Annotated in this window: 12 protein-coding genes and 2 tRNA genes; 7 read left to right on the plus strand and 7 right to left on the minus strand. The window is 58.8% G+C overall.

Going from position 1 to position 17,769, the window contains the following annotated elements; genetic code table 11:
* Nucleotides 1–15: 15 nt before the first annotated feature.
* From PspR84_RS02910 to PspR84_RS02925, 4 genes are all read right to left on the minus strand, one after another.
* On the minus strand, nt 16–1,581 hold the full coding sequence (locus PspR84_RS02910; RefSeq protein WP_160055354.1) for an iron ABC transporter permease: 1,566 nt from the start codon (nt 1,579–1,581) through the stop codon (nt 16–18).
* Entirely contained in the window at nt 1,581–2,591 is a 1,011-nt protein-coding gene (locus PspR84_RS02915; protein ID WP_038360376.1) for an extracellular solute-binding protein, read from the minus strand. Before PspR84_RS02915 ends, PspR84_RS02910 begins: the two co-directional genes overlap by 1 nt.
* A 261-nt stretch (nt 2,592–2,852) precedes the next feature.
* Nucleotides 2,853–2,939 (minus strand) — tRNA-Leu (locus PspR84_RS02920).
* Nucleotides 2,940–3,119: 180 nt separating this feature from the next.
* Nucleotides 3,120–3,206: transfer RNA gene (locus PspR84_RS02925), tRNA-Leu, on the minus strand.
* Between the two features lie 226 nt (nt 3,207–3,432).
* On the opposite strand from PspR84_RS02925, the gene rnr reads away from it, so the two are divergent.
* The 7 genes from rnr (at nt 3,433) to dnaB (ending at nt 10,661) form a co-directional block, all read left to right on the plus strand.
* Entirely contained in the window at nt 3,433–6,063 is a 2,631-nt protein-coding gene (gene rnr, locus PspR84_RS02930) for a ribonuclease R (protein ID WP_160055357.1), read from the plus strand.
* Entirely contained in the window at nt 6,060–6,830 is a 771-nt protein-coding gene (rlmB, locus tag PspR84_RS02935) for a 23S rRNA (guanosine(2251)-2'-O)-methyltransferase RlmB (RefSeq protein ID WP_160055359.1), read from the plus strand. Before rnr ends, rlmB begins: the two co-directional genes overlap by 4 nt.
* 239 nt (nt 6,831–7,069) lie before the next feature.
* Complete coding sequence (gene rpsF / locus PspR84_RS02940) at nt 7,070–7,489, plus strand: 30S ribosomal protein S6 (protein WP_007915844.1); 420 nt, start codon at nt 7,070–7,072, stop codon at nt 7,487–7,489.
* Between the two features lie 29 nt (nt 7,490–7,518).
* Nucleotides 7,519–7,749, plus strand: coding sequence for a 30S ribosomal protein S18 (gene rpsR / locus PspR84_RS02945; protein ID WP_002551829.1), 231 nt, complete (start codon nt 7,519–7,521; stop codon nt 7,747–7,749).
* A 36-nt stretch (nt 7,750–7,785) separates the two neighbouring features.
* Nucleotides 7,786–8,679 (plus strand): hypothetical protein, encoded by an 894-nt coding sequence (locus PspR84_RS02950; protein WP_016771937.1) that lies wholly within the window; start codon nt 7,786–7,788, stop codon nt 8,677–8,679.
* A gap of 18 nt (nt 8,680–8,697) precedes the next feature.
* Nucleotides 8,698–9,144 carry a 50S ribosomal protein L9 gene (rplI, locus tag PspR84_RS02955; protein WP_008078307.1) on the plus strand — a complete coding sequence of 149 codons (447 nt, stop codon included), beginning with the start codon at nt 8,698–8,700 and terminating at the stop codon, nt 9,142–9,144.
* Nucleotides 9,145–9,263: 119 nt separating this feature from the next.
* Nucleotides 9,264–10,661 carry a replicative DNA helicase gene (gene dnaB, locus PspR84_RS02960; RefSeq protein WP_008078305.1) on the plus strand — a complete coding sequence of 466 codons (1,398 nt, stop codon included), beginning with the start codon at nt 9,264–9,266 and terminating at the stop codon, nt 10,659–10,661.
* 37 nt (nt 10,662–10,698) lie between these two features.
* Here dnaB and PspR84_RS02965 read toward each other — a convergent pair whose 3' ends face one another.
* The 3 genes from PspR84_RS02965 to PspR84_RS02980 all read right to left on the minus strand — a co-directional run bounded on the left by PspR84_RS02965 (nt 10,699) and on the right by PspR84_RS02980 (nt 17,689).
* Complete coding sequence (locus tag PspR84_RS02965; RefSeq protein ID WP_342794696.1) at nt 10,699–13,932, minus strand: NEL-type E3 ubiquitin ligase domain-containing protein; 3,234 nt, start codon at nt 13,930–13,932, stop codon at nt 10,699–10,701.
* 291 nt (nt 13,933–14,223) lie between these two features.
* Nucleotides 14,224–14,778: a hypothetical protein gene (locus PspR84_RS02975; protein WP_160055368.1), complete on the minus strand. Its 555-nt coding sequence runs from the start codon at nt 14,776–14,778 to the stop codon at nt 14,224–14,226.
* A gap of 313 nt (nt 14,779–15,091) precedes the next feature.
* Nucleotides 15,092–17,689: a hypothetical protein gene (locus tag PspR84_RS02980; protein ID WP_238785203.1), complete on the minus strand. Its 2,598-nt coding sequence runs from the start codon at nt 17,687–17,689 to the stop codon at nt 15,092–15,094.
* Nucleotides 17,690–17,769 lie beyond the last annotated feature (80 nt).

Consider the following 17,769-nt stretch of genomic DNA (forward strand, 5'->3'; position numbering starts at 1 on the left):
GCAGGCTGCGATCTTTTAGCGGCTCAGATACATCCGCGTCGTCAGCAGATAGACCGGCAACCCGGACACCAGAATCAACAACGCCGCATAAGGCGCCGCCGCCGCAAACTCGACATTCGCGGTATGCGCCCATACCTCGGTCGCCAACGTGTTAAGCCCGGTCGGACTCAACAGCAACGTCGCCGTCAGCTCTTTCATCGCATCCAGAAACACCAGCGCAAAAGCCGCACCCAATGCCGGGAAGATGATCGGCAACGTCACCCGGCAAAACGCCGTGAACGACGAAGCGCCCAGCGTGCGTGCAGCCTCTTCCAGCTGCGGTGCAGCCTTGTTCAGGGCTGTGCGGATCGGCGCCTGTGCCAGCGGCAGGAACAGTAGCGCATAGGCAATCAGCAGCAGTCCCGAAGTCTGGTACAGCGCCGGCACGTAATGCAGGGCGAAATACACCAGCGTCAACGCAATCACCAATCCTGGCAGCGCGTGCAGCAGATAAGGCAGGCGTTCGGCCCAGATCGCCAGTTGGCCTTTGTAACGCACCACCAACAACCCGACCGGCACCGCCAGTACCAGACACAATGCTGCACCGCCGAGAGAAAGCGCCAAAGACGAGAGCAGGGCTTCAGTAATCGCGGCCACCGGAAAAGCCGCCGACGAACCGACCGCCAGCCAATACGCCAGCATGCCCAGTGGAATCCCGCTGCCGACAATCGCCAGCATCAGGCAATACAACTGACCGACTGCTGCCCATGGCCCCAGCCGAACCTGCTCAGCCTGACGCGCCGCGCCTTGCCCGGTGCGTACATGTCGGCCCTTGCCGCGCACCCGTAATTCCAGCCACAACAGCACCAGACACAGCGCCAGCAGCACGGCGGAGAGCATCGCCGCGTTGGCGTTGCTGAACTCCAGTTCGAACTGCTGATAGATCGCCGTGGTGAAGGTTTGCAGGCCGATGATCGACAGTGCACCGAACTCGACCAGCATGTGCAGGGCGATCAGCAAGGAGCCTGCCAGTAGCGAAGGCCAGAGCAGCGGCAGGGTGACTCGGAAAAACACGCCCCAGCGATTTTGCCCGAGGGTGCGGGCCGATTCTTCAAGGGAGGGATCGAGATTGCGCAGCGTCGCCGCCACCGGCAGGAAGATCAGCGGGTACTTCGACAGGCTCATCACCAGAATCGCCCCGCCGAGCCCTTCGAACTGCGCGCTCAAAGAGACCCAGGTGAAACTGCTGACAAATGCTGGTACCGCGAACGGCAAGCACAGAATCACGCCCCACAAGCGTCGCCCCGGCAAGTTACTGCGCTCCAGCAGCCAAGCCAGCGACAGACCAATGACGCCGCAGGTGAGGGTTACGCCAACCATCAATGCCAAGGTGTTGCGCAGCAGGCCGAACACATACGGACGCCACAACAAGTGCAGCGCTTCGGCCCAACCGGCCTGCCAGGCTTTCAGTCCGACGTAGGCCAGCGGCAACAGGCTCATCACCACCAAAAGCAATACCGGCAGCACCAGCCAGATCGATGGCCGCTTGCGCTTTGGTACGTAACCCCCGCGCGCGGCGGGGGCGGATAACGATGCGGTCATCAGTTCAAGCCAACTTCGCGTTCCAGTTCCAGTGCTTCTTCGGCATTGCCCAGATCGGCTGGCGTGACGTTCGGCGCTTCCAGCTCACTGAACGGCTTGAGCCCGCGATCCGATTCCATGCCTTTGTGCAGCGGGTATTCCGCGGTGGTCTGAGTGATCACGCGCTGACCTTCTTCGCTGGCCATGTAGGCAAGAAATTGCTGGGCTTCTTTTGGATGCTTGCTGGATTTCAACACGGCTGCGCTGGATACGGTGATCAAGCCGCCGACGTCGCCGCCGGTGAAGTAATGCAGTTTCGAATCCAGTTTGCCTTTCTCGCGTTGCAGGGCGAACCAGTAGTAATTGTTCACCAGCACCGTGGCGACCTCGCCGTTTTCCACGGCTTTGAGGGCAACCATGTTGTTGCTGTAGGTCTTGCCGAACGCGCGCAGGCCGGTCAGCCATTCTTCGGCGGCATCGCGACCGTGCATCTTGATAATGGCGACGGCTTGTTCCTGGAAGGCACCGCTGGTTGGTACGAAACCGACTTTGCCTTGCCATTGCGGATCGGAGAACTCCATCACCGATTTCGGCAGGTCTTTTTCATCGACCAGTTTCGGGTTGTAGGCGACCACGCGAACGCGGGCAGTGACGCCGATCCAGGTGCCGTTACCGGCGACATATTTTTCCGGAAGCACAGCCAAAGTGGCGTCGTCGGTCTTGGCCAGCAAGCCCAGTTCGCCAAGATTGTTCAGCGGTGGCGATTCTTCGGTGTAGATCACATCGGCGGGGGAGCGGTCGCCTTCTTCGATGATCTGGCTGGCGAGCTGATTGCTGCTGCCTTTGCGCACATTGACGTGAATGCCGGTCTTGGCTTCGAAGGCTTTGGCGATCGCGTCGCCGACTTCCTTGTGCTGGCCGTTATAAAGCGTCAGGGAAACCGCATCGGCAGCCTGGGTGAGGGGAGTGGCGAGCGCCAGGCCGAGAAGGGTGAAGGTCAGGCCTCGGCGCAGGGTATTTCGAAACGTCATTCGCAGGGTTCCTCACTGTCGCATTGCAAAAACTTGCAACAATGATAAACGATATTGTTTCTCAAGTGCGCCTTGCGAGAGGCTCTGCGTTCCTGTAGGAGCTGCCGAAGGCTGCGATCTTTTGATTTTGCTCTTTGAAAAACAAGATCAAAAGATCGCAGCCTTCGGCAGCTCCTACGGGGGGATTCAGGAAGCCAGAAACGCAAAAACCCGCTTTCGCGGGTTTCTGTGACATTCAAGGCCGTAACCTTGAATTTGAATTGGTGCCCAGAAGAAGACTCGAACTTCCACGACCGTAAGGTCACCAGCACCTGAAGCTGGCGTGTCTACCAATTTCACCATCTGGGCAATCATCGCAAGCGTTGCCGCTGTTGATGTGGCGCACTATACGGAGCGCCTTTTGATCTGTAAACCCCTGATTTAATTTTAATAAATCAGTTTTAAGAAAACCCGGGCTTAGAATGCAAAAAACCCGCTTTCGCGGGTTTTGTGTGAGTCTTGAAACTGATCTAGTCTCAAACTCGAAATTGGTGCCCAGAAGAAGACTCGAACTTCCACGACCGTAAGGTCACCAGCACCTGAAGCTGGCGTGTCTACCAATTTCACCATCTGGGCAGTATCGTCAACGCTTGTACGTCGTCGATGGCGCGCACTATACGGAGCGTCTTTTTAACTGTAAACCCCTGTCAGCAAAAAATATGATTTTTTTTACCGGTGGTGGTCGAAACGGCTTTCCAGCGTCGCTACAGGGCCTCTGTTGGGCCTTATAGAGTCGGAAATTTCCCGTTTCATGGCGCCTATGCCAAACTAACCCGCATATAGACAAGGTGAAAACTCTCTAATGGCCGATTGGCAGTCCCTCGATCCCGAGGCCGCTCGTGAAGCGGAAAAATACGAAAACCCTATTCCTAGCCGCGAACTGATCCTGGCGCACCTCGCTGATCGGGGTTCGCCTGCTGCCCGCGAGCAACTGGTCGAAGAGTTTGGTCTGACCACAGAAGACCAGATCGAAGCCCTGCGCCGTCGCCTGCGCGCCATGGAGCGCGACGCTCAACTGATCTACACCCGTCGTGGCACGTATGCGCCGGTGGATAAACTTGATCTGATCCTCGGCCGCATCAGTGGTCACCGTGACGGCTTCGGTTTCCTCGTGCCGGACGACGGCAGCGACGACCTGTTCATGAGCCCGGCGCAAATGCGTCTGGTATTCGACGGTGACCGTGCGCTGGCCCGTGTTTCCGGTCTCGACCGTCGCGGTCGCCGCGAAGGCGTGATCGTTGAAGTGGTCTCGCGTGCTCACGAAACCATCGTCGGCCGCTACTTTGAAGAAGGTGGGATCGGCTTCGTCGTCGCGGACAACCCGAAGATTCAGCAAGAAGTGCTGGTGACGCCGGGCCGCAACGCCAACGCGCAGATTGGTCAGTTCGTCGAGGTGAAAATCACCCACTGGCCGACGCCGCGCTTCCAGCCGCAAGGCGATGTGGTCGAAGTGGTCGGCAACTACATGGCGCCGGGTATGGAAATCGATGTGGCCCTGCGCACTTACGATATTCCGCACGTCTGGCCTGAAGCCGTTCTGAAAGAAGCCGCCAAGCTCAAGCCGGAAGTCGAAGAAAAAGACAAAGAGAAGCGCGTCGACCTGCGCCATCTGCCGTTCGTCACCATCGATGGCGAAGATGCCCGCGACTTCGACGATGCTGTTTATTGCGAAGCCAAACCGGGCAAACTGCGCCTGTTCTCCGGTGGCTGGAAGTTGTACGTGGCGATTGCCGACGTTTCCAGCTACGTGAAGATCGGCTCGGCGCTGGACAACGAAGCGCAAGTGCGCGGCAACTCGGTGTACTTCCCCGAGCGCGTGGTGCCGATGCTGCCTGAGCAGCTGTCCAACGGCCTGTGCTCGCTGAACCCGCACGTCGATCGTCTGGCCATGGTTTGCGAGATGACCATCTCCAAGTCCGGCGAAATGACCGACTACTGCTTCTATGAAGCGGTGATCCATTCCCACGCTCGTCTGACTTACAACAAAGTCAGCGCGATGCTGGAAACACCGAAAATCACCGAGGCGCGTCAGCTTCGCGGTGAGTACAACGACGTTCTGCCGCACCTCAAGCAGCTTTATGCGCTGTACAAGGTGCTGCTGGCCGCTCGTCACGTGCGTGGCGCGATCGATTTCGAAACGCAGGAAACCCGGATCATCTTCGGTACCGAGCGCAAGATTGCCGAAATCCGTCCGACCACCCGCAACGACGCGCACAAGCTGATCGAAGAATGCATGCTGGCAGCCAACGTGGCCACCGCCGAATTCCTCAAAAAGCACGAAATTCCTGCGCTGTACCGTGTCCACGACGGTCCGCCACCGGAGCGTCTGGAAAAACTCCGTGCCTTCCTCGGGGAGCTCGGTCTGTCCCTGCATAAAGGCAAGGACGGCCCGTCGCCGAAGGACTATCAGGCCTTGCTCGCGAGCATCAAGGATCGCCCGGATTTCCACCTGATCCAGACCGTGATGCTGCGCTCGCTCAGTCAGGCGGTGTACAGCGCTGACAATCAGGGCCACTTCGGCCTGAATTACGAAGCCTATACCCACTTCACCTCGCCGATCCGTCGTTACCCGGACCTGCTGACGCACCGTGCGATCCGCAGCGTGATCCATTCGAAACAGGACACCCCGCACGTTCGTCGTGCCGGTGCGATGACCATTCCGAAGGCGCGTATCTATCCGTACGACGAAGCGGCACTGGAGCAACTCGGCGAGCAGTGCTCGATGAGCGAGCGCCGTGCCGATGAAGCGACCCGCGACGTGGTGAACTGGCTCAAGTGCGAGTTCATGAAAGATCGCGTGGGCGAATCGTTCCCGGGCGTGATCACCGCGGTAACCGGTTTTGGCCTGTTCGTCGAGCTGACCGATATCTACGTCGAAGGCCTGGTGCACGTCACCGCGCTGCCGGGCGATTACTACCACTTCGATCCTGTGCATCACCGCCTGGCGGGCGAGCGCACCGGTCGCAGCTTCCGCTTGGGCGATACCGTTGAAGTGCGCGTCATGCGCGTTGACCTCGACGAGCGCAAGATCGACTTCGAGATGGCTGAAAAAACCATCAGCGCGCCGATCGGTCGCAAAAAGCGTGGTGTTGAAACTGCCGCACCCGCTGCGAAGGAAAAAGCCGAGGCGGCTCCAGCGAAAACCGCTGGTCGTCGTCCGGCCAAAGAAAAGGCTGCTGAAGCCTATCGCCCAAGCGACGCCGTGGCGAAGAACGCCGAGCTGCGCAAAAGCCGTGAAATGAAGAAAGCTCTGCTTTCCGATGCCAAAAACGGTGGTAAAGCGGCGTCCGGGGGAAAGACCGGGCGGTCGGCGCCTGAAAAGGCCTCCGGCGGCAAGCCAGCCAAACCGAGCAAACATCGTAAAGGCCCGCCAAAAGCGGGTTCTGCTCCAGCCAAAAGTGGCGGGGCACGTAAACCGAAGGCGAAGTCATGAGTCAGTTGGAAAAAATCTACGGCGTTCACGCGGTAGAAGCGTTGCTGCGTCACCACCCGAAACGCGTCAAGCAGATCTGGTTGGCGGAAAGCCGCAACGATCCGCGCGTGCAGACGCTGGTTGAGCTGGCCAACGAAAATCGTGTCCAGGTCGGTCAGGCCGAGCGCCGCGAAATGGACGCCTGGGTTGAAGGTGTCCACCAAGGCGTGGTCGCGGAAGTCAGCCCGAGCCAGGTGTGGGGCGATGCGATGCTCGACGAGCTGCTCGATCGCACTGACGGCGCACCGTTGCTGCTGGTGCTTGACGGCGTGACCGATCCACACAACCTCGGCGCCTGCCTGCGTTCGGCCGATGCGGCCGGTGCGCTGGCGGTGATCGTGCCGAAAGACAAGTCGGCAACCTTGACCCCGGTCGTGCGTAAAGTCGCTTGCGGCGCGGCGGAAGTGATTCCGCTGGTGGCGGTAACCAACCTCGCTCGTACGCTGGAAAAACTTCAGCAGCGCGGTCTGTGGATTGTCGGCACGGCAGGCGAAGCTGAAGTCAGCATTTACGACCAGGATCTGACCGGCCCGACCATTCTGATCATGGGCGCCGAAGGCAAAGGCATGCGTCGCCTGACCCGTGAACACTGCGACTATCTGGTGAAACTGCCGATGGCCGGTAGCGTCAGCAGTCTCAACGTGTCCGTGGCAACTGGCGTGTGCCTGTTCGAAGCGCAGCGTCAGCGCGGTGCCAAAGCCAAGGCGAGCGCTTCGCGCAAGCCATAAGCTCATAGCTGCAAGCCTCAAGCTAAAAGCGGACCCGCTTGCAGCTTGAGGCTCGATGCTTACAGCTGCTGTTCAAATAATCACCAATTACCTTGCACCTCTTCTGCCCCTTCTCTACAATTGCGCCCCTTGCTGTGACGGCAGGCACGCATGTGCCCCGCGCCAGCAAGTCCATAAGTGTCATTCACTCCTTGTCTGACCGTTTTTGAGCGGCAGGCTACAACCCGTAAGGAGCATTCATGCGTCATTACGAAATCATCTTTTTGGTCCACCCGGATCAAAGCGAGCAAGTCGGCGGCATGGTTGAGCGTTACACCAAGCTGATCGAAGAAGACGGCGGCAAAATCCACCGTCTGGAAGATTGGGGCCGTCGTCAACTGGCCTACGCAATCAACAATGTTCACAAGGCTCACTACGTGATGCTGAACGTTGAGTGCACTGGCAAGGCCCTGGCCGAGCTGGAAGACAACTTCCGCTACAACGATGCAGTGATCCGTAACCTGGTCATCCGTCGCGACGAAGCCGTTACCGGCCAGTCCGAGATGCTCAAGGCTGAAGAAAACCGCAGTGAGCGCCGTGAGCGTCGCGATCGTCCTGAGCACGAAGGCGCTGAAAGCGCTGAAGGCGAAGAGAACGACAGCGATAACGCTGACGAGTAATCCACGGACCTTATTAAGGAGCCTATCAAATGGCACGTTTCTTCCGTCGTCGTAAATTCTGCCGTTTCACCGCTGAAGACGTGAAAGAGATCGATTACAAAGATCTCAACACTCTGAAAGCCTACGTATCCGAGACCGGCAAAATCGTTCCAAGCCGCATCACCGGTACTAAAGCTCGTTATCAGCGTCAGCTGGCCACCGCTATCAAGCGCGCCCGCTTCCTGGCCCTGCTGGCCTACACCGACAGCCACGGCCGCTGAGACCGGGCAGTCGACAAGTAGCAAAGGATTGAATGCATGCGTGCCTTAGCTGAGTTCATCATGCGAGGCCGTATGCAGGCCACTCTCGTGGTGGCCGGATGTGCAACATTGCCGTTGTTGTATTGGTTGGGTGCTGCCGCGGGGAGCCTTGTGCTGCTGCGGCGCGGACTGACGGACGCCTTGGGTGTTCTGTCTCTGGGGCTGCTGCCAGCGTTGATCTGGTGGCTGTATGCCGATGACCCACGGGCACTTCTGGTGCTGCTGGGGTCTTCGGGACTTGCGTTGGTTTTGCGCGCAAGTGAGTCCTGGGTTCGCACGCTGCTGGTCAGCGTAGTGATTGGAGTGGTGTTTTCGGTGGTGCTCGGGGTAGCGTTTGCGGCCCAGATCGAGATGCTCGCGCAGGCCTTGATAAAGGTCATGCCGGCGCTTCTCGGTGAGACCTACAAGCAATTGTCGGTTGATGAGCAAGCGCGTTTCGCGTCCCTGATCGCACCAGTCCTGACCGGACTGATTGCGGCGCTGTTGCAGATCGTCAGCGTGCTGAGCCTGATTGTCGGGCGGCATTGGCAGGCGTTGTTGTACAACCCGGGTGGTTTTGGTCGCGAGTTTCGCGCCATCCGGATCCCGCTGGGGCCGGCGATGTTGCTGCTGGCGTTGATGCTTCTGGGCCCGAATCTCGGTGCACAGATGGCCATGTTGACGCCGTTGTGCAGTGTACCGCTGGTGTTCGCCGGACTTGCCCTGATTCACGGGCTGGTCGGGCAAAAGCGACTGGCCGGTTTCTGGCTGGTGGGGTTGTACGTCACGCTGCTGTTGTTCATGCAGCTGATCTATCCGTTGCTCGTGGTCCTGGCCATTGTCGACAGCCTGATTGATTTTCGCGGTCGTCACGTGTCGAAAGACACCGACAGCGCGAACGGTGAAGGTTAAAAGTTAGAGGATTTTCACATGCAACTGATCCTTCTGGAAAAAGTCACCAACCTGGGCAACCTGGGTGACAAAGTAAACGTTAAGGCCGGTTACGGTCGTAACTACCTGCTGCCTTACGGCAAAGCTACCGCCGCAACCCCAGCGAACATCGCTGCGTTCGAAGAGCGTCGTGCTGAGCTGGAAAAAGCTGCTGCAGACCGTAAAGCATCGGCTGAAAGCCGTGCTGCCCAACTGGCCGAGCTGGAAGTGACCATCACTGCCACCGCTGGCGACGAAGGCAAGCTGTTCGGTTCGATCGGTACTCACGACATCGCTGACGCACTGACCGCCTCCGGCGTTGAAGTTGCGAAAAGCGAAGTTCGTCTGCCGAACGGCACCATCCGCAACGTGGGTGAATTCGACGTGGCTGTGCACTTGCACGCCGAAGTTGAAGCCACCGTACGCGTTGTCGTGGTAGCAGCTTAAGCAACACTGATCGGCTGGCGGCTTGTCCGTCAGACGGTTAACATCGGGCACGATCCTGTTTACAGGTCGTGCCCTTTGTCTTTCTGAATTCTCTGTTTTTCCAAACTACACAAGTGGCCATGAACGATATCTCCGCTCCCGAGCAATACGATCTGCAAACCGCTGCCCTGAAGGTGCCACCGCATTCCATCGAGGCCGAACAGGCTGTACTCGGTGGTCTGATGCTGGACAACAACGCCTGGGAACGCGTGCTCGATCAAGTCTCCGACGGCGATTTCTATCGACATGACCACCGCCTGATCTTCCGTGCGATCGCCAAGCTGGCCGATCAGAACTCGCCGATCGACGTCGTGACCCTTGCCGAGCAATTGGACAAGGAAGGTCAGACCTCGCAAGTCGGCGGCCTCGGTTACCTCGGCGAGCTGGCGAAAAACACGCCATCCGTCGCCAACATCAAGGCCTATGCGCAGATCGTCCGCCAGCGTGCGACGTTGCGCCAACTGATCGGCATCAGCACCGAGATCGCCGACAGCGCTTTCAACCCGGAAGGGCGCACCGCCGAGGAGATCCTCGATGAAGCCGAGCGGCAGATCTTCGCGATTGCCGAGGCCCGGCCGAAAACCGGTGGACCTGTTGGTGTGAATGACTTGCTGACCAAGGCCATCGACCGCATCGACACCTTGTTCAACACCGACAACGCCATCACCGGCCTGTCTACCGGTTACACCGACCTCGACGAGAAAACCAGCGGCCTGCAACCGGCTGACTTGATCATCGTCGCCGGTCGTCCGTCGATGGGTAAGACCACCTTCGCGATGAACCTGGTGGAGAACGCCGTACTGCGCAGCGACAAGGCCGTTCTGGTGTATTCCCTCGAGATGCCAGGTGAATCGCTGGTCATGCGTATGCTCTCCTCGTTAGGCCGGATCGACCAGACCAAGGTGCGTTCCGGCCAACTGGAAGACGATGACTGGCCGCGCCTGACCTCGGCGGTCAACCTGCTCAATGACCGCAAGCTGTTCATCGACGACACCGCCGGTATCAGCCCTTCGGAAATGCGTGCGCGTACCCGGCGTCTGGCGCGTGAACACGGTGAGATCGGCCTGATCATGATCGACTACCTGCAACTGATGCAGATTCCGGGTTCCGGCGGCGACAACCGAACTAACGAGATTTCGGAAATCTCGCGTTCCCTGAAAGCGCTGGCCAAGGAATTCAACTGCCCGGTGGTGGCGCTGTCTCAGCTCAACCGTTCCCTCGAGCAACGGCCGAACAAACGTCCAATCAACTCTGACCTCCGGGAATCCGGAGCGATCGAGCAGGACGCCGACGTGATCATGTTCGTCTACCGCGACGAGGTGTATCACCCGGAAACCGAACACAAGGGCATCGCCGAAATCATCATCGGCAAGCAGCGTAACGGCCCGATCGGTTTTATCCGCCTGGCGTTCATCGGCAAATACACCCGCTTCGAAAACCTCGCGCCGGGCAGCTACAACTTCGACGACGACGAATAAAGGCTGGCCGAAAATCCTCGGCCAGCACTCGCCTCATTCAGCTGGCACTTGTGCCGGCGGCTTCCTCATCAGTGCCGCTGGCCTTGTACTGCGCCAGTTCCTCGCGGCTCAGTTTGTCGATCAGGGCCGCTTCCTCGATGATCCACTCGGCCTGCATCGTTTTCGATTGCGCGTCGTAATCGGCGAACGACATTTCGTTTGCCTCGAATGACTCACCCAAGGCTGCTTGCCGGTCCTGAAACGGCTGACGCTGGGTTTCGAAGGTTTCCTGATATTTACTGGTCAGGTATTTTTGCCAGAACTCCCTCGACACCAATGCCTGAAACTCCTCAGCCGAGTTATCCCGCGCAATGACCGTCTGGTAAGCGTTTTCCAGCTGCGTGTCGGAGACTTTGACCAGGCGTGAGAAGCCCATTTTTTCCGGTTGCCCAGGCAGCTGCAGGCGGTCTTTCAGGCCGTGGCGATAGTACAACCTGATTTCGACTTCTTCTCCTACATGAGGTGGGGGCAGGATCGCGGCCTCATCGGGCGTTCTGGCAGCGACAATTGCGGCTTCGCGTTGCGCGATGTCTGCCGAGGCGACTTTGTCGACTTCGTGCAAGCGGAACAACGCCCTGGACAGCTTGAACAGTTCTGGCCCCTGAGTCTTGTCGCTGGCTCGGGCCACAGCGTTGTGCGTCATTGATATGACTTCGAGGTTGGTAAAGGTAAACGCCGCCCGAACACAGCAGGTCGCTTCGCCCGCGCGATCGAACACTTCGTTGCGCAAGCGTTCGGACTGCGGCGTGTTTTCGGTGATGCTGTCGATCAGCTTCCAGACTCGTCCCTGCAGTTCGTGGTGACCGGTGGCACTGTCCAGCAGGAGTTCAAGCGTGTCGAACAAACCGCCGGAACGCGGCTGGTCGCGCAAGGTTTGCCATTGACGCCTGCGGTTAGCCACTTGATCGTCGGAGAGTCCTGCTGTCCAGCGCTTCATCGGATCATTCCTGATCCAGCGCAAGGGCGTAGGACGTACTATGGCTGTACTGGAGATGTTCCTTGCGCCTGTCAGCGGTGTTCCGGCGGCTGTCAGGCGATTGTTGTACTGGAGCAGACGGGTGTACGTCGCGTCCGACAGTGGATTGTTCGAAATGTCGGTGATGTTGTTGATGCGCACCGTGTTGGCCAATTGATCATTCGGCGGCGCGATAATGGCGTCGGGAATTTCCGTGATGCGGTTGCCGTTCAGCGCGATGGTATCCAGCAGCGGCTGATGGATGAGGCCAGTGGGAAAGGTGTCGATCCCTGTGTGGGCCAGACTGACAGTCCGCATGTCGACGATCTGGCTCATGTCCGGGGCGATGCCCAGTTGCCGGTTTCCCTGCAGCTCCAGTCCACGCAAGGTAGTGCGGCTCGCGAGAACGCGGGCAGTGTCGGTGGTCAGGGTGATATTATTGCTATCCAGGGACAACAACGTCAGCCCATTCATTTCGCCAATGGCCGGTGGCAGTTCGCGCAGTTGATTGCGCGACAGTTGCAACCAGCGTATATGGCGGAAACGCGTCAAAAAACCTTCCGGAGACGTGCTCAGGTGCATATTGACCAGTTTGAGTGAGCCGACGTGAGTGAAGTCAGCGTCTATGTCCGGCAGGCTTGGCAGCCGCAGATTGCTGAGATCGAGCTCCAGGCCGATGGGAGTACCGTCATGGGCGTGAGCTTGCGGCCCCTCTCGGCGCCAGCAACTGATGATTCTGTTGCTGGCCGTGACCCGATCAGTCCGGATCTGCGCATTGAGTGCCAGTTGATCCGCGCGAATGTAGCCGCCCCGATTGCCCCCGCCGGAAAAAACCCAATCGTCGAGCTGGCGTTTCAGTACTTTGAATTCTCGTTCGAGACTGCGCACCTTGATAACGACGGTGTCCGCGTCGAGGCTCCACAGGTATTCCCTGCACTGCTTCATGTTCTTGCCTGGAAACAGCCGTTGGTAACGCCGGGCAACGGAGTTGTCGCTATCGAAGTTGGTGTGAGTCAGCAGCTCGGGAGCGACTGCGCTGACGCGCCGCCAAAAGTCATCGAACTTCTTCCCGTAACCGGCCGCAAAGCGGTTGCCATCGAGTTGGGTCACGGCGTTGATCCGGGCGATCGCCAGCAGTTGCTTCGGCGGTGGATCTAGAAAGGTCGGCGGTACTTCCTTCAAGCGATTGTTGCTTAGATCCACAATGATCAGATCGGGCTTGTCCTGCAATCCGCTCGGCCATTGATCGATGCCTGTGTTATTGAGCTGCACCTGCCTCAGCCTGGACATGCCGCTGAAATCAGGCATCGAACCAAGGGCCGGATTGTCGCCTAGATTGATCGCCTCAAGCTGATTCATGGCACTGAGTATTGCCGCTCTGTCCTCTGTCATTTGCAGACGATTACCCGACAGGTCCAGGTTGACCAGGTCATGCATGGCAACGATGGGGCCGGGCAAACTTTCCAGCCTGCAGTGATTGATCACCAGCCGTTCCAGATTCGGGAAGCCGGACAGGAAAGTATCGGCGTCGCCCGACCAGGTAGCGGCATTGATTAACAGCGATTTGACATGACTGAAGTCGGCGCTGAGCGGGGGCAGTGGCGCTTTGATCTCCGGCAGCCTCAGCGTGTGCGTCGAATCCAGCCAACAGGCCTTGATGATATCCGCGATATGGCGCGCCTGTATTTTGGCCGGGGTATCAGCGCCGAACGAGTCGGTCTGGCTGCGGTTGACGTAGGTGTCGAGCTGGGATTCCAGTAAGTCCAGTGCTGCGACACGGCGTGCCAGTTGCGCTTTGCCGTCTTCATCCAGAGCCAGGAGAAACGCGCGCAACTGCTTTGGGTTTTTATTGGGGTAGACCCGCTGCACGCTGACAGTTTCAGGCATGTCGCTGGGAAGTCTGAACGCATCAGCCACGGCGTTGTTGCCCAGTTCCGGTTGTTCGGTTGTCACCCGTTGCCAAAAGTCTTCCAGTTTTGTCCAGTAGCCGGTCGGGAACGGATTGCCTTCAAGCAGGGTGACGCTGTTGATACGGGCGAGCGCTTCGAACTGCTCGGCTGGCGGATTGAGGTTTGCCTCTGGGACCGCGTTCAGGCGGTTGTTGCGCAAGTCCAGATGCGTCAGCCGGGTCTGGTTGAGCAGACCGGCTGGCCACTGATCCAGCTCTGCGTTGCTCAGGTTCAGGGTCTTGAGGTTCGGCATTCCGGAGAAATCAGGTGTTTTACCCAACGGGTTGCCTGACAGGTCGAGGTGCTTGAGATTGTCCAGCGAGCTCAGGCCGGCGGCTGCTCGTTCATCGAGGGGCGATACGGTTCGTGCTCAGGTCCAGGCTGTGCAATCCGGGCATCTGTGCAATGGCTGTCGGCAGGGTACTTAGGGTTGATCCGCTGATATGCAGACCTTCCAGACCGGAGAAGTTGCCGAGCAATGTACTGGCGGAGTCTGACCAGGCCACCGATTGCAGGGTCAGATGCCGAACGTGGCTGAAATCCGCTTTCAGCGCCGGCAGTGGGCCGTTCCCGGCTTCGAGCCAGAGAATGCTGCCGCTCTGATGACGCCAGCAGCGCTTCAGACTTTGGGCGATCTGTTGCGCGTGGGTTGGCGAAACGCCGGGGGGCGAGTGGCGACATACACATTGGCGCTGTCGCTGGCGATGGGGTCGTCACTGCGTACGATGCGCATCACGGTGGCCAATGGCGTCGAGGCGTCCGGGTCGTGCAGCACCTGATAGGCATGGTTGTCGATCGATGCATACAGTTTGCCGTCGAAGCGATGAAGTCCGTCGCTGTCGGGGTCTATGTGGTTGAAAGCGAGCGGTGTGCGAAACGGTGCCAGACGGCTATCGCTCAGGGGAAAGGTGATCGGTTCGAATTCGTCCAGCCTATGCCACCGCCCACTGTCTGGATCGCGCAGCAGAGCGGGGCCGGAAGGCTTCGATTCGCTGGACAGCCTGGCGCGGAACAGACCGCTGTCGGCATCCTTGGCGACCTGCACGATCCCGACGTCGACCACGTCGACATAGGGGCGCCCTCTGTAGATCCTGAAACCTTCGGCATTGGCCGCCGGCAAGCCAACAGGTGCCATGATCCGGTATTGCTCCAGCGGCAGATCGACAGGTCGCACCGTTTGGGCTGGTGACGGGGAAGGGTGGACCGTGACCGTGGGCGCCGGGCTGATTGCATTGAGGTCAGCGTCGCCTGTTGGTGTGAGAGGGCGCGCCGGCAGTCCATTCGTGTTGAAACTGTCAAAGCCCGGACGCGGTGTTGTATCGACGCGCGGCGTGGTCACGTCCGGTGCCGGTCGAATAGAGGTGTTGCCCGAGGCGGTGCTTTTGGGCGGTGACTTTATTGGCATTTCCTGCTTTCCTTGTAGTGGCCAGCAACTCTTGCAGAGCGGAGCTGCTGGCGTGTTCGGCGTCATTGCCTGATTGACTGTGTCAGCGGATCGCCGCTGTCGCCTCGCTCGCCAGAGCAAAAATCTTGCGTGCGGTCTTGCCATCGAAGGTCTGGCGCCAGATGGCAACGTGGGGCAGGCCGGCCTGTTCGTCGCGGCGCTGGGACTCGATGCCGCGCTTGCTCTGTTCGAGGGTTTTCAGGTGGCTGCCCCTGATGGTGAAATTTAGCGGCTCGCTGTTGTCTTTGTCGTAGTGAAAGTGCGCTTCCCATAACGGTGCGTTGTCGGCGCGATCGCGGATCGAATAGACGTCGAGAAACGACTTGTCCCGGCCTTTGCCCTGCTGTTTGCGATCAACGGTTTTGACGGCATTCAGCTCAGCGTGATCGATCAGATAATTCAGGCGCAGAATGTCCAGCACGTCCTTGTTCTTGTACATCCGCACGAGCACGCTTTGGCCATGTGCGGACAGTGTGTCTGCGGCCGTTTGCAAGCGCTCGGCCAAGCTCTGGATCTCGGCATCCTCGGCCGCGTTTTCGTGGTTTTGCAGGCGGCGTGCCTGCTCGTTGAGCGGGTCGATGGCTTTTTCCAGGTCTTCAATGATTTCCGTCGGATTGTCTTTCGCGGTTTCTTTGGCCCGTGCTGCGGCAATGTGCTTTTCCACGTCAGCCAATAAACGGTTGGCCCCGGCGATCAGTTCCGGTCGCGGAGTGCTGACGATGGGTGGACGAACGGGCAGCCATTCACCCTGCCTTTTCTCGTATCGTTCGACCGGGCCATTGGGCTGGAACGGGTTGGAAACCTTGACGATTACGCTGCCGTCTGCAGCAGTTTCCGTGTCGCCAACCATCACTCTGGAAGTGCCGTGCCGTCGGGTGCGGAACACTTTCCTCATCGACGGCGGTCGGGCTGACACGCTATCGCTAGGCTGGGGCGGAATGAAGTCGAAGTCGATGTTCTGATCCAGGCTGGGCAGTTCGGTATTGCGGTTGAACGAGGCAAAGATGTCTTTCAAACGGGTTTCGATGCCGGTCTCGAACTGATCGGTCAGCGCGAGGATCTCCCTGGCGTACTCGGCTGTGACGCTGCCTGCCGATACCTCTGCTTCAAAAAGGCCCCTGTCGCCTCTGATTTGATCGAGGGTCAGCATCAGCGACAATGGCTGCGCCGCTTCGGGAATGTTCTGCAGATCGCCGGTGATGAGGTCGATGGAGTAAAGCGAGCGCATGGTCACTTCTGGAGAGTAGTCAGGCGTGCCTGCGAACAAGTGGACGTACAGGTTCAACTTGTTGAAGTTGATGCGCTCGGCCGTGGCCACTTTATTACGGAGCTTGGCAAGTATGGGGGCCGCGCCTCGGTCTGCTTTCAGGATCTGCCCCATCACCACCTCCCGGTCTTCGAGAAGCTTCAGCTTTTTGTTCATAAGACTGATGACTTTTATACAGTTGTCGGCAGTCAGCGTGGTGAATACAGACTCGCCCCTCAGGTTCATGGCTTTCATCAACAGGTTCAGGTATTTCACCTGATCGAGGCGAAGGGCGTGCAGCTCTTCGGCGTAAACCCCGTTGGCTTTGAGGTGCATCAACCAGGATTTGTGGTCGAGTATTGCCTGCAAATTGTCAGCCTGTTTTTTGATGTGCCTGAGCAGGTGAACTTCAACGGCAATCAACGCCGCCGTCCGCCCTGCACTGCCGTTCGCCAGGGCATTAGCCTGACCCGCGAGCACGTCATACCGCGCAGCTGATTCGTTAAGCTCGTTTATCCTTGCGAGGAAGGGCTCATATCGTTGCAGCAGAATCGGGATGGCCTCATGGCGGCGCATGCCTCCCAGCAACCCGGTGGAAACAGCAACCCAGGTATTGCGGACGCTGAGTGCGATGGCCCGAGATTCTCCACTGCGGCTGGCGTGATAGATGTTTTCGCTGTCACTAGCCACAGGGTCTTTGGCGTTGACGATGCGCCATACCTTCTGCCCAGACGTAGAGGCATCCTTATCAAGCATGACCTGATAAGCATGATCGTGGATGAGTGCAAAGCGTTTGCCGTCGTGTCGAAACACGCCGTCGCTGTCAGGCTCGCTGGTGCTGAAGTCCAGATCCGTGCGAAACGCTTGCAGGCCAGAATCGGTAAGAGGGGCAGTAGTCACTTCGCCGTCATCGGCCAACCGCCAGCGCCCGCTATCGCCATCGCGCAGCAAGACAGGGCCTGAAGGTCTGGACTCGCTTGCCAGTCTGGCCCGGAACAGGCCCGTGTCCGGATCTCTGCCGATTTGTATGATGCCTGCGTCAGCCACCTCGACGTACTGGCGTCCTTTGTACATTCTGAAACCCTCGGCATTCGCCGCTGGCAAGCCAGCAGCGGTCATGACTCGGTAATGCTCCAGTGGTGGGTCGACGGGATGTGGGATTTCGGCCTGCGTGGGGGAAGGATGAACCGTGACCGTTGGCACCGGCGTAATCGCATCGAGGTCAGCGTCGTCCGTCGGCCGGAAGGGCCGAGTCGGTGGACCGATCTCGCTGAAGGTTTCAAAGCCCGGGCGCACGGTCGTATCGGCGCGTACAGTGCTCACGTCTGGCGAGGGCAGGGGGCGAACGAGTGTGCTGCTGGAGGTAGTGCCTTTGGCTGGCAACTTGATTGGCATTTCCTGCTTTCCTTGTAGTGGCCAGCAACTCTTGCAGAGCGGAGTTGCTGGCGTATTCGGCGTCATTGCCTGATTGACTG

It is taken from the genome of Pseudomonas sp. R84 (assembly GCF_009834515.1).
In the GTDB taxonomy this organism is placed as follows: Bacteria; Pseudomonadota; Gammaproteobacteria; order Pseudomonadales; family Pseudomonadaceae; genus Aquipseudomonas.

What these genes read in the sequence shown, in the direction of transcription:
- PspR84_RS02910 (WP_160055354.1), bottom strand. Translation starts at nt 1,581, where the DNA reads ATGACCGCATCGTTATCCGCCCCCGCCGCGCGCGGGGGTTACGTACCA.
- PspR84_RS02915 (WP_038360376.1), bottom strand. Translation starts at nt 2,591, where the DNA reads ATGACGTTTCGAAATACCCTGCGCCGAGGCCTGACCTTCACCCTTCTC.
- rnr (WP_160055357.1), top strand. Translation starts at nt 3,433, where the DNA reads ATGGCCGATTGGCAGTCCCTCGATCCCGAGGCCGCTCGTGAAGCGGAA.
- rlmB (WP_160055359.1), top strand. Translation starts at nt 6,060, where the DNA reads ATGAGTCAGTTGGAAAAAATCTACGGCGTTCACGCGGTAGAAGCGTTG.
- rpsF (WP_007915844.1), top strand. Translation starts at nt 7,070, where the DNA reads ATGCGTCATTACGAAATCATCTTTTTGGTCCACCCGGATCAAAGCGAG.
- rpsR (WP_002551829.1), top strand. Translation starts at nt 7,519, where the DNA reads ATGGCACGTTTCTTCCGTCGTCGTAAATTCTGCCGTTTCACCGCTGAA.
- PspR84_RS02950 (WP_016771937.1), top strand. Translation starts at nt 7,786, where the DNA reads ATGCGTGCCTTAGCTGAGTTCATCATGCGAGGCCGTATGCAGGCCACT.
- rplI (WP_008078307.1), top strand. Translation starts at nt 8,698, where the DNA reads ATGCAACTGATCCTTCTGGAAAAAGTCACCAACCTGGGCAACCTGGGT.
- dnaB (WP_008078305.1), top strand. Translation starts at nt 9,264, where the DNA reads ATGAACGATATCTCCGCTCCCGAGCAATACGATCTGCAAACCGCTGCC.
- PspR84_RS02980 (WP_238785203.1), bottom strand. Translation starts at nt 17,689, where the DNA reads ATGCCAATCAAGTTGCCAGCCAAAGGCACTACCTCCAGCAGCACACTC.